The organism is Roseomonas sp. BN140053, assembly GCF_047690175.1.
Lineage (GTDB): Bacteria > Pseudomonadota > Alphaproteobacteria > Acetobacterales > Acetobacteraceae > Roseomonas.
This window is the reverse complement of sequence record NZ_JBLLEB010000011.1, coordinates 50,007-61,803: the sequence shown is the minus strand read 5'-3', so window position 1 is coordinate 61,803 and position 11,797 is coordinate 50,007. Positions and strand designations below refer to the sequence as shown.

The window sequence follows — 11,797 nt, the reverse complement described above, 5'->3', positions numbered from 1 at the left end:
CGCGCGGATCGCCACTTGTTATATCCTGCGGACAGGTTGAACAGCTTGGCCGGCGGACGCAATACTGCGCCGCTTGGCACCGGCAAACAGGAGCAGCGGCGAAGAGATGCGGGTCGAGGTCGCGATCGTGGGCGCGGGGCCGGTCGGGCTCTGCCTGGCGCTGCTGCTGTGCCGGGGCGGCGCCACGGCAACGGTGCTGGAAGCCGGACCCGACATTGCCGAGGAACTGCGCGCCTCCACCTTCCACCCGCCCACCCTGGACCTGCTGGACACGCTGGACCTCGCGGCCCCGCTGATCGCGCAAGGGCTGAAAACGCCGGACTGGCAGATCCGCCTGCACGAGACCGGCGAGCGCGCCCTGTTCGACCTGTCCGTGCTGCGCGACGACACCGCCCATCCCTACCGGTTGCAGGTGGAGCAGCACCGCCTGTCGCGCCTGCTGCTGGCGGCCCTGCCGCCGGGCACAGTGCGCTTCGGCGCGCGGGTGGATAGCGTGTCGCAGGACGCCGACGGCGCCACCCTGACCGGTGAGGGTTTCGAGCCGCTGCACGCGAACTGGGTGGTGGGCTGCGACGGCGCCCGCAGCGTCGTGCGCCGCGCCATGGAGGTCGGCTTCAGCGGCGAAACCTATCCGGAAACCACCATCCTCGCCACCACGCGCTTTCCGTTCCACGAGTACCTGCCCGGCCTGAGCAACGTGAACTACCTCTGGACCGAGCACCCGGCCTTTTCCGGCACCTTCTCCCTCCTCCGCGTCCCCGGGAAATGGCGTGCCAGCCTGCACACCGCCCCCGACGAGAACCCCGAGGACGCCGCCACGCCCGAGGCCGTACAGCGCAAGCTGCAGGCCATCCTGCCCCGCCCCGAACCCTACGAGGTCGAGGACCTGCGCCCCTACCGCATCCACCAGCGCATCGTGGCCGACTACCGCCGCGGCCGGTTGCTGCTCGCCGGCGACGCGGCGCACCTCAACTCCCCCTCCGGCGGCATGGGCATGAACGGCGGACTGCACGACGCCGCGGAACTCGCCGCCACCCTGTTGCCCGTGCTGCGCGCCGAGGCGGAGGAATCCACCCTCGACCGCTACACCCGCCGCCGCCGTCCCGTGGCGGAGCGCGAGATCCTGGCCCAGGCCGACCGCAACCGCGCCCGCATGCGCGAGCGCGACCCCGCCCGCCGCCGCGCCATGCTGGCCGAGTTGCAGCGCACCGCCGGCGACCCGGAACTGGCGCGCGCCCACCTGCTGCGCTCCTCCATGATCACCGGCCTACGCGCCGCGGCGGCCGTGGCGTGAGCGCGCCCGACCCGCTCTTCGACCTCGACGAGGCGGGCCTCGCCGCGCTGCGCGACGCGCGCTTCGCCGCCACGCTGGACCGCATCTTCGCCGCCCACCCGCATTACCGCCGCCGCTTCGCCGCCGCCGGGCTGCGGCGCGAACACATCCGCGGCCTCGCCGACCTCGCGCGACTGCCGGTCACCACCAAGGCCGACTACATGGCCGAGCCCGACGCCTTCCGCCTCGGCCCCGAGGGCGCCGCGGAGCCGGAAGAAACGGTGGTCTGGGACAGCATGTACACCACGGGCTCCTCCGGCAGCCCGACCCCCTTCGTGTCCACCGGCTACGACTTCCTCAACATCCTGGCGCTGCAGCGGAACATGCTGCGCCTGCGCGGCGTCACCGCCGATGACAGCATCCTCAACCTGTTCCCGCTGACGCGGCACCCGCACGGTGCCTTCGCCCGCGCCATGAACGCCGCCGCCGCCTTCGGCATCCCCGTCACCGCAGCCCTGCCCGGCCAGGTCAGCCCGCGCCAGCCCGGCATCGGCCACCGGCTGGACGAGGTGGTGGCCATCGCCGCCCGTACCCGGGCCACGATCCTCTGGGGCGTGCCCAGCTACCTCCGCAAGCTCGCCGCCCGCGCCGAGGATCTCGGCGCCACCCTCCCCGCCACGCGCCTGCTCTTCGTCACCGGCGAGGGCTTCGGCGAGGACGCCCGCGCCGACCTGCTGGACCGCCTGCGCCGCCTCGGCGCGCCGGACCCGCGCGTCAGCGTGTCCTACGGCAGCACCGAGATGCAGGGCGGCATGGTCGAGTGCACGGCCGGCTCGGGCTATCACAACCCCTCCCCCGACCAGTTCCTGTTCGAGGCGGTGGACCCCGACACCCACGCCCCCGTGCCCGACGGCGAGGAGGGCCTGGTCCTCCTCACCCACCTCGACCGCCGCGGCACGGTGATGCTGCGCTACGCCCTGGGCGACGTGGCCCGCCTGACCCGCGCCCGCTGCCCGCACTGCGGCGCGCTGACGGAACGCCTGACCAGCATCCCTCACCGCGTGGACGGGCTGGTGAAGATCAAGGGCATGCTGGTGAACCCGCAGGCCCTGGTGGACGCGCTGATGGCCGAGCCCGCCCTGGCGGAGTTCCAGGCCGTGGTAGACAAGGACGTGCCGGGCGACCCGCTCTCCATGGACCGCCTCGTCCTGCACGCCGTCCCCACCGCCGCGCCCGATCCCGACACCGCCCGCCGCGTCGCCGACCGCGTCCGCCGCGCCTGCGGCGTCACCCCCACCGTGCAATGGACCACCCCCGCCGACACCCTCCTCGCCGGCCGCGGCTGGAAAGCCAAACCCCTCCTGGACCTCCGCACGCCCTGACCCGGCCCTGCACGGCACGGTGGTGATGCTGAGGAGGCCGCTGGTGGTCGGGGGCGGTTCTTCGGTGGTCTGACCGTGGCCAGGGGCGCTGCCCCTGGACCCCGCCGGGGAGTTTAAACTCCCCGGACCCCACGTTGAGTGCCTCCGGCGGGGGCGGGTTGGACAGCATTGTCCACCATGACCGACGTTGGCCATCCCGCCCCCGCCGGAGGCACTCATGAGGTCGAGGAGCCTAAGCTCCTCGCGGGGTGTCCAGAGGGGCAGAGCCCCTCTGGCCCAGGCCCGAACACCCGAGAACCACCCCCGACCACCAGCGCACTCCCAACGCCACCACCGCACCGAGCAGAGCGGGTCAGGCGTCCTGGCGGACGCCCATGTAGAGTTGCGCCACGCGGGCGTCGTCCACCAGGGCGCGGGCGGTGTCTTCCAGCCGGACGCGGCCGAGTTCCAGCACCACGCCGCGGTCGGAGGCGAGCAGAGCCTTGCGCACGTTCTGCTCCACCATCAGCACGGCCTTGCCGAGCCGCGTCAGCTGCCGCGCCGTGTCGAACACCAGGTCCACCATGCGGGGGGCGAGGCCGATGGAGGGCTCGTCCAGCATGATCACCTTGGGGTCCATCACCAGCGTGCGGGCGATCTCCAGCATGCGCTGCTCGCCGCCCGACAGGCTGGCGGCATACTGATCGCGGCGCTGCGCCAGCACGGGAAACATTTCCTCCACCGCGGCGACGCGGCGGGCCAGCAGCGCCCGGTCGCGCAGCAGGAAGCCGCCCATGCGCAGGTTCTCGGCGATGCTGAGCTTGGGAAACACGCTGTGGTGCTGCGGCACGTAGGCCAGCCCGGCGCTGAGCATCTGGTGCGACGCGAAGCGCCCCACCGGCGCGCCGTCCAACAGCACCTCACCCTGGCGGGTCGGCAGCAGGTTGAAGATGCCCTTCAGCAGCGTGGACTTGCCCGCACCGTTCTGGCCGATCACCGTGACGATCTCGCCGGCGGACACGCGCAGGTCCACCCCGTCCACGATCATCCGGCCGCCGCCGTAGCCCGCGCGCAACCCGCGCACTTCCAGCATCGCGCTCAACCCAGGTAGGCCTCCACCACGCGCGGGCTGTTCTGCACCGCGGCCGGGCTGCCCTGTTCCAGCACGCGACCCTGGTGCAGCACCACGACGTGGGCCGCTAGCGACATGATGAAGGGCATGTTGTGCTCCACCACCACCAGCAGGATGCGCCGCTCCGCCGCGACCCGCAGCAGCACGTCGTGCACGGTGTTGAGCAGCGAGGGGTTCACCCCCGCCGCCGGCTCGTCCAGCAGCAGCACGCCGGGCCGCGCCATCAGCGTGGAGGCGATCTCCAGCAGCCGCCGCTGGCCGTAAGACAGGTCGCCGGCCGGCCGATGGGCGAACTGCGGCAGGTTCACCATCTCCAGCAGCCGCCAGGCGTCCTCCAGCGCCTCCCGCCCGGCGCTGCGCCGGCCGGAGAACACGCGCCCCAGCGCCCCGCCCAGCCGCTGGTCCTGCGCGGCGAAGAGCAGGTTATCGAGGCAGCTCTCCTCCACCAGCACGCGGCATTCCTGGAAGGTGCGCGCGAAACCCAGCCGCGCCCGGCGGTGCACGGGCAGCCCGTCGATGCGCCGCCCCTCGAAGCGGATCTCGCCGCTGTCGGCGGATTGCCGGCCGGTGATCAGGTCGAACAGCGTGGTCTTGCCGGCGCCGTTGGGACCGATCAGCCCGACGATCCCGGGTTCTGCGAAGCGCAGGTCCACCCCGTCCACGGCCCGGATGCCGCCGAAGGCGCGCGCCAGGCCGGAAACCTCCAGGATGGGCGCCGTCACGCCGCCCTTCGCACGCGCCGCAGCAGTCCGGCGAGCAGGCCCGAGATCCCCTTGGGCGCGCCGAGCGCCAGCACCACCAGCACCAGCCCGAACACGATCAGCCGCCACTCGTTGGCCGCGCGCAGGAACTCCGGCAGCGCCACGAACAGCAGCGATCCCAGCAACGGCCCGAGCAGGAAGCCCGGCCCGCCCAGCAGCACGATCAGCACGAGGTTGATGCTCTCGCCCAGCTCGAAGGAGAGCGGTGCCGCGGCGCGCAGCAACACCACCTTCAGCGCGCCGCCGATGCCGGCGATGGCGGCGGACAGGGCGAATACCGCCAGCTTGTGCGCGAAGACGTTGACGCCTCGCGCCGCCGCCAGCGCCTCGTCCTGCCGGATCGCCGCCAGCACCCGTCCGAAATCGGACCGCACCACCGCCGCCTGCAGCAGGAACACCGCGGCGAACACCGCCAGCGCCAGCCAGTAGAAGCCCAGCGGCCGGCGGAAATCCAGCACGGCGAAGCCGAGGTCCAGCGGCTGCGGGCGCGGGATGCCCGGCAGCCCCTCGGCCCCGCCCGTCAGCCCGTCCAGGTTGTTGAACAGCGAGAACAGGATCATCCCGACCGCGAGGGTCACGATGATGAAGAAGTGGCTGCGCAGCCGCAGGCAGGGGATGCCCACCAGCAGCCCCACCAGCCCGCCCGCCACCGCCGCGCATCCCAGCGCCGGCAGGAAGGGGACGCCGCCCTTCAGCAGCAGGGCGGCGGTGTAGGCGCCCACCCCCGCGAAGCCCATCTGCCCCAGCGACACCAGCCCGGCGTAGCCGAACAGCAGGTTCAGCCCCATCGCCGGCACGGCGTAGCACAGCGCCAGCGTCAGGATCTGCAGCAGATAGGGCTGCCCGGGCAGCAGCACCGGCACGGCGCAGGCCGCGGCGAACACCGCCAGGATGCCCAGCCAGGCGAAGCTACGCGGCGCCGCGCTGCGTGCCACCGGCACCCGCGCGCCCAGCGGCGCCGGGCCCTGCTCCACCGCCCCGCTCACGCCGGGTGCCCCGCGCTCACGCCTCGCCCCGCACGCGCACGCCGAACAGCCCCCAGGGGCGCAGCAGCAGCACGATCACCAGCAGCGCGAACACCACCGTGTCGCGGTAGTCGGTGGGGATGAACAGCGTGGACACCGCCTCCACGATGCCGATCGCCAGCCCGCCGACGATGGCACCGGGCACGCTGGCCATGCCGCCCAGCACGATCGCCGCCAGCGCCTTGAGCAGCGGCAGGTCGCCCATCTGCGGGAAGATCAGGAACAGCGGCCCCAGCAGCGCCCCGCCCAGCGCCGCCAGCGCGCTGGCGATGGCGAAGGTCAGCAGGTAAATGCGGTCGGGGTTGATCCCCACCACGCGCGCGGCCTCCGGGTGCTGGCTGGTGGCGCGCAGCGCCGTGCCCAGGCGCGTGCGGTGCAGGAACAGGAACAGCAGCGTCACCGACACCGCCACGATGCCCAGGATCAGCACGTGCTGCAGCGTGAAGCTCAGCGGCCCCAGCCGCACCAGCGTGTCCACCGTGGGCACCCGCATCTGCAGCCCGCTCGGCCCGAAGGCGGCGACGATGCCGTTCTGGATCACCAGGATCAGCCCCAGCGAGGCGACGATCTGCATCTGCACGCTGCCGCGCAAACGGCGGAACACCAGCAGTTCCAGCAGCAGCCCCACCGCCGCCAGCACCAGCATCGAGGCCCCCAGCGCCAGCCAGTAGTTGCCCAGCAGCCGCGTGAACACCAGCAGGCAGACATAGGCGCCGGCGGTGAACAGCACGCCGTGCGCGAAGTTCAGCACGTGCATCACGCCGTAGATCAGCACCATGCCCAGCGCTACCAGCACGTAGATGGTGCCCATCATGGCACCGTTGACGAGCTGCTCCCCCAGCGCGGTCAGCATCGTGCCGAGCCCCGCCGCTCAGCCGCCGCCGCAGGCCGAGGCCATCTCCGCGGGAAAGGTGATCTTGCGGCTGCCATCGGCGCACCACTCGGTGATGTAGACGGGCGGGTCCGCCTGGTTGCGGGCATCGAAGCGGATGCGGCCGATTACCCCCTGATGGTCGGTGCGCGCCAGCGCGTCGCGGATCTTCTTGCCGTCCGTGCTGCTCCCCGCCGCCACCATGGCCTGCGCCGCGATGTACACGGCATCGTAGGACTGCGCCGCGAAGCCGTGCGCCTCCTCATTGAAGCGGGCGCGGTAGGTCTCGTTGAAGGCGCGGATGCGGTCCACCGGCGCGTTGGGCGGAAAGGCGTTGTACTGCACCATGCCGGCCAGGTAGCGCGCGTTCAGGCGGTCCAGGAAGCGGTTCGACCCCATCGCCAGCGTGCCGATCAGTTGCACGTCCAGCCCGGCATCGCGGATCTGGCGGATCGCCAGCGCTCCCGGCTCCTCGTCCATCAGCAGCATCACCGCCCTGGCGCCGGAGCTGCGCAGGTTGGAGATATGGGCCGAGAAGTCCACCTCGCCGACGTTGAAATAGCCGGTATAGGCGACCCGTGCCCCGGCCGGCAGCAGCGCCCGCATGCCGTTCACCCCGCCGCGCCCGGCATCGTTGTTCCAGGCGATGAAGGCCAGCGGCAGCAGGTTCTGCGCCACCACGTAGTCCGCCAGCGCCCGGTTGAGCTGGCCGTTATCGGCGTTGACGCGGAAGAAGTAGCGGTTGTTCTGCTCGGTCAGGTTGGGCGCCGTGGGCACGGTGGTGATCATCGGCACGTCGAAATCCGCCGCCACCGGCGCTTCCGCCGCGGCCGCCGGGCTGCACACCTCGCCCAGCACGACCGGCACCTCGTCCACCGTGGCCAGGCGCTGCATGGCGTTGGCGCCCTCGGCGGCGTTGCAGCGCGTGTCGTAGACCTTCAGCACCAGCCGCACCGTGTCGCCCCCGACGCGGAGGCCGCCGGCGCGGTTGATGTTGTCCACCGCCAGCTCGAAGCCGTTGAGCTGGAAACGCCCCGCGGCGGCCAGCGGGCCGCTCTGGGCGGTGACCACGCCCAGCGTCGCGGTGCGCTCCGCCGCCTCGGCCGTGCCGAGCAGGGCGGAGAAGACGAGGCCGGCCACGACGCTGCACCTGTTCATGCGAACCCCCGAGCGCGCTGGACCCGCTACCGTCGGCGGGCTGATATGTTCTATAAGTATGACATCTCACGAAACCCGGCAAGCGGCAGGATGGGCGATGCAGGACGCGGAAACGGTGGGCGAGGCCTGGCTGCAACTGCTGGCGGATCGCGGGGTGGACTTCCTCTTCGCCAATTCCGGCACCGACTTTCCCTCGATCGTGGAAGGGCTGGCACGGGCGGAACAGCTCGGCACCCGCGTCCCCCGGGCGGTGATCGCGCCGCACGAGAACGCCGCCGTGTCCATGGCGCACGGCCACGCCATGGTGTCGGGCCGCGCGCAGGCGGTGATGGTGCACGTCAACGTCGGCACCGCCAACGCCGTCAGCGGGCTGCTCAACGCCGACCGCGACTACGTGCCGATGCTGCTGGCCGCCGGGCGCACGCCGGTGCTGGAAGGCGGCGCCCCCGGCGCGCGCTCGCTCAACATCCACTGGGCGCAGGAAATGTTCGACCAGGCCGGCATGGTGCGCGAGGCCGTGAAGTGGGACTACGAGCTGCGCGACCCCCGCCAGCTGATCCCCGCCACCGACCGTGCCCTGGCCCTGGCGCATTCCGCCCCGCGCGGCCCGGTCTACCTGTCCCTGCCGCGCGAGCTGCTGGCGATGCCGCCGGCAGAGCCCGACATTCCGCCCGCCCGCCTCGCCCCGGTGGAAGCCCTGGGCCCCGACCCGCGCGCCGTGGCCGCCGCGGCGGCCGCCCTGTCCCGCGCGGAACGCCCGCTGATCGTCACCGCCCGCGCCGGCGCCGACCGCCGCGTTCCCGCGCTGCTGTCGCAGCTCGCCGCGCGCCTGGCCGCCCCCGTGGTGGAGTACCGCCCGCGCCACCTGAACCTGTCCACCGATGACCCGCTGCACGGCGGCTTCGAGGTGTCGCCTCACCTCGCCACCGCCGACGTCGTGCTGGTGCTCGACTGCGACGTGCCCTGGATCCCCGACACCGAGCGCCCCGCCCCCGGCGCCACGATCATCCAAGCCGGCGAGGACCCGCTGCAGGCGCGCTACGTGTCCCGCGGCTTCCCCGCCGACATCACCCTGCGCGCCAGCGCCGCCCCGCTGCTCCAGGCCCTGCTCGCCGAACTCGGCAACGCCGCACCACCCCCGTCCCGCCGCACCGCCGCGGAGGCCGCTTGCCAGGCCCGCCGCACCACGCCCTTCACCCTCGACGCCCCACCCGCGCGCATGAGCATGGGCTGGGTCAGCTTCTGCCTGGACCAGCTCCGCGCGCCCGACTCCCTCCTGGTGAACGAGTACCCGCTGCACCGCGGCGTCATGCGCACGACCGAGCCCGGCAGCTTCTTCGGCTCTTCCCCCATGGGCTCGCTGGGCTGGGGCCTGCCCGCCGCCCTCGGCGCCAAGCTGGCCGCCCCGAACCGCGAGGTGATCGCAGCCCTCGGCGACGGCTGCCTCATCTTCGCCAACCCCGTCGCCTGCCACCAGATCGCTGCCGCCGAGAACCTCGCCATCCTCGTCGTGGTGTTCAACAACCGCCGCTGGGGCGCCGTGGACCGCGCCACCCGCGCCCTCTACCCCGACGGCTTCGCCGCCCGCGCCAACCGCATGCCGCTGACCAGCCTGGAACCCGCCCCCGACCACGCCCGCATCGCCGAAGCCTGCGGCCTCTACGGCCGCGGCGTCGCCGACCCCGCCGCCCTGCCCGCGGCCCTGCGCGGCGCCCTCGCCGCCGTCCGTGCCGGCCGCAGCGCCCTGCTCGACGTCCTCTGCGACGGCTGAACCCTCGCTCGCGCCAGGTGACGGGTTCTCGACAGTTCTCGTGGTGGCGGTTGCACCTGGTGCAGAAGCCGGGGCCAAGGGGGGCTCTGCCCCCTTGGAGCCCCCGCGAGGAGCCTAAGCTCCCCGGCGGGGTCCAGGGGCGGCGCCCCTGGCCGACGCCCGTTCAACCAGGCGCAACCGCCACCACGAGAACCCTCGCGAACTCGCCACCCAGCGCTGATGCAGGGGATCAAGCGCGCAGGGCGGCGATCAGGCTGTCGACCGTGCGGACGTCGCCGAAGCCCTGCAGGAAGGCGGACAGCGCCGCGAGGTGGGCGGTGTCGGTGCGGGCGGCGTTGGCGTCGGACACCATGACGGTGCGGAAGTCGGTCATGACGGCGTCGCGGGCGGAGCTGTCGCAGCACATGTTGGTCATGCAGCCCGCCACCAGCACCGTGTCGATGCCGCGGCCGCGCAGGATCGCGGGCAGGGTACTGGCCCCGGGCAGGAAGGCGGAAAAACGGTACTTCGGCACCACCACGTCCTCCGGCGCGACCTCCAGTTCGGGCCACAGCGCGTGCATCGGTGCCCCGGATTGCAGGGCGGCCAGGATGGTGGCGGCGGTGGCGGGCTGCACCATGTGCTCGAAGAACAGCGGCCAGCCGCCGTGCTCGAAGGTGGCCTGCACCCAGGCCACGGTGCCGCCGGCGGCGCGCAGCGCGGCGGCCAGGCGGTTCACCGCGGAAACGACGCCGCGCGCGGCGGGAACCTCGCAGGGCGCGCCCTCCGCCACGAAGGCGTTCTGCAGGTCGATCACCACCAGGGCGGTGCGCGCCGGCTCGAAGTGATCGTAGACGTGCGGGCGGCCGCGCCGCTCGGCGGCGGCGCGCAGGATGGCGGGGTCCAGCTCGGGATGCGGCGTCATGCGGGTCGGCTCCTCGGGAAAGGTCACGCGGTCTCGGCCGCCAGCCGCGCGGCGGCGCGCCCGGCGACCCGGCCCAGCGCCACGGCGGTCAGCAGGCCGTTGCCGGACAGGTAGCCGGAGGCCTGCCGCCCCGACACGCCCACCGCCGCGCCGCCGGCCGCGAACAGGTTGGGCAGCGCCGCGCCGTCCTCGCCCAGCACGCGCGCGTCCCCGTCCACCGCGAGGCCACCCTGCGTGTGGAACAGCGCGCCCGTGACCTGCACGGCGCGGAACGGCGGTACCAGCTCCGGCCCCCCGGCGAAGTCGCGCCCGAAGCGGTCGCGTCCCCCGGCGGCCTTCAGCGCCGCCACCTCCGCCAGGGTCGCCGCCAGCGCCTCCGCCGGCAGGCGCGTGGCGGCGGCCAGCCCGGCCAAGTCCTCCGCGGCCAGCACGGCACCGATCGCCTCGGCCTGCCGGAAATCCTCGAACTGCCGCGCCACGGCGGCGATGCGCGCGTCGAACAGCGTCCAGGCCAGGCCGCCGGGCTGCTCCAGCACCGCCGCCGCCTGCTCGGAATAGCCGCGGCTCTCGTCGGCGAAGCGCGCGCCGGCCGCGTTCACCTGCACGCCGCCCTCGGTGATCGTGGCCCAGGTGATCAGGATGCCCGCGGGATGCGCCACCGAGCCGTGCCCCTGGTGCCCAGACAGGTCGCGCAGCGCCGCTCCCAGCGCGCCGCCCCAGCGCAGCGCGTCGCCCTGGTTGCCGGCGTGGCCGAAATACAGCGCCTCCGCCAGTTCCGGCACGTGCCGGGCCACCAGTTCCTTGTTGCCGCCGTAGCCGTTGCAGGCCAGCACGATCGCGTCGCAGCCGACCTGCTCGGTCGCGCCGTCGGGCCGGCGGTATTCCACCCCGCGCACCCGCCCCGCGGCATCGGCGAACAGCGTCAGGACCTGCGCCCCGCCCAGGATCTCCACCCCCGCCGCTTCCGCCGCCCCGCGCAGCCGGTCCACCAGTTCCTCGCCCGAACGCGAGGGCATGCCGTGCATCCGCAGCGCGGAATGGCCGGGGTAGCGGAAGTCCTGGATCACCGAGAAGGGCAGCCCGTGCGCGTCGTGCAGCCATTCCAGCGCCGGCCCCACCTCGCGCGACACCAGCGCCACCAGGGCAGGGTCCGGCTCGCCGTGCGCCTTGGCCGAAATATCGGCGGCGAAGCGCGCGGGCGAATCCTCGATCCCGGCCTCGCGCTGCCAGCGCGTGCCGGCGGCGGGTACCAGCCCGGCCGACAGCGCCGTGGAGCCGCGCGGCACCGCGTCGCGCTCCAGCACCAGCACCTCCGCCCCCGCGGCGCGTGCGGCCAGCGCCGCCACCAGCCCCGCCGCCCCCGCCCCCACGATCACCACGGGCAGAACCAGCGCGAAGCGCACGCCCTCTGCCGGACGGATCGCCTGCACCTCCGCAACCGTCACGCCCCGGCTCCGCGGCGCGTCGCGCGGCCGGGGCAGCGCGCCCTCGGGGGCGAGAGATGGGTTGACAGGATGGGAGCCCGCATGTCCTAAACATAG

Annotated in this window: 10 protein-coding genes; 3 read left to right on the top strand and 7 right to left on the bottom strand. The window is 73.3% G+C overall.

The features are described 5' to 3' along the window. Window positions 1–106 precede the first annotated feature (106 nt). A complete protein-coding gene (locus ACLIBK_RS12635; protein ID WP_415387616.1) occupies window positions 107–1,294 on the top strand; it encodes an FAD-dependent oxidoreductase in 1,188 nt (395 codons plus the stop codon). Next, window positions 1,291–2,655: a phenylacetate--CoA ligase family protein gene (locus ACLIBK_RS12630; protein ID WP_415387615.1), complete on the top strand. Its 1,365-nt coding sequence runs from the start codon at window positions 1,291–1,293 to the stop codon at window positions 2,653–2,655. Before ACLIBK_RS12635 ends, ACLIBK_RS12630 begins: the two co-directional genes overlap by 4 nt. Window positions 2,656–3,007: 352 nt before the next feature. Here ACLIBK_RS12630 and ACLIBK_RS12625 read toward each other — a convergent pair whose 3' ends face one another. From ACLIBK_RS12625 to ACLIBK_RS12605, 5 genes are read right to left on the bottom strand one after another with little or no spacing between them, the layout of a single operon-like run. Further along, complete coding sequence (locus tag ACLIBK_RS12625) at window positions 3,008–3,727, bottom strand: ABC transporter ATP-binding protein (protein WP_415387695.1); 720 nt, start codon at window positions 3,725–3,727, stop codon at window positions 3,008–3,010. Window positions 3,728–3,732: 5 nt separating this feature from the next. After that, window positions 3,733–4,488, bottom strand: a complete 756-nt coding sequence (locus ACLIBK_RS12620; protein ID WP_415387614.1) for an ABC transporter ATP-binding protein — start codon at window positions 4,486–4,488, stop codon at window positions 3,733–3,735. Next, window positions 4,485–5,513 carry a branched-chain amino acid ABC transporter permease gene (locus tag ACLIBK_RS12615; protein ID WP_415387613.1) on the bottom strand — a complete coding sequence of 343 codons (1,029 nt, stop codon included), beginning with the start codon at window positions 5,511–5,513 and terminating at the stop codon, window positions 4,485–4,487. Before ACLIBK_RS12615 ends, ACLIBK_RS12620 begins: the two co-directional genes overlap by 4 nt. A 16-nt stretch (window positions 5,514–5,529) precedes the next feature. Then, window positions 5,530–6,405, bottom strand: a complete 876-nt coding sequence (locus tag ACLIBK_RS12610) for a branched-chain amino acid ABC transporter permease (RefSeq protein ID WP_415387612.1) — start codon at window positions 6,403–6,405, stop codon at window positions 5,530–5,532. Between the two features lie 18 nt (window positions 6,406–6,423). Further along, window positions 6,424–7,581 (bottom strand): ABC transporter substrate-binding protein, encoded by a 1,158-nt coding sequence (locus ACLIBK_RS12605; RefSeq protein ID WP_415387611.1) that lies wholly within the window; start codon window positions 7,579–7,581, stop codon window positions 6,424–6,426. Window positions 7,582–7,678: 97 nt separating this feature from the next. Here ACLIBK_RS12605 and ACLIBK_RS12600 point away from each other — a divergent pair, with 97 nt between their 5' ends. Next, a complete protein-coding gene (locus ACLIBK_RS12600; RefSeq protein WP_415387610.1) occupies window positions 7,679–9,352 on the top strand; it encodes a thiamine pyrophosphate-requiring protein in 1,674 nt (557 codons plus the stop codon). A 229-nt stretch (window positions 9,353–9,581) separates the two neighbouring features. Here the strand turns inward: ACLIBK_RS12600 and ACLIBK_RS12595 are convergent, their stop codons facing one another. Both ACLIBK_RS12595 and ACLIBK_RS12590 read right to left on the bottom strand, forming a co-directional pair. After that, window positions 9,582–10,256: an isochorismatase family protein gene (locus ACLIBK_RS12595; protein ID WP_415387609.1), complete on the bottom strand. Its 675-nt coding sequence runs from the start codon at window positions 10,254–10,256 to the stop codon at window positions 9,582–9,584. Between the two features lie 23 nt (window positions 10,257–10,279). Continuing rightward, window positions 10,280–11,701, bottom strand: coding sequence for an FAD-dependent oxidoreductase (locus tag ACLIBK_RS12590; protein ID WP_415387608.1), 1,422 nt, complete (start codon window positions 11,699–11,701; stop codon window positions 10,280–10,282). Window positions 11,702–11,797 lie beyond the last annotated feature (96 nt).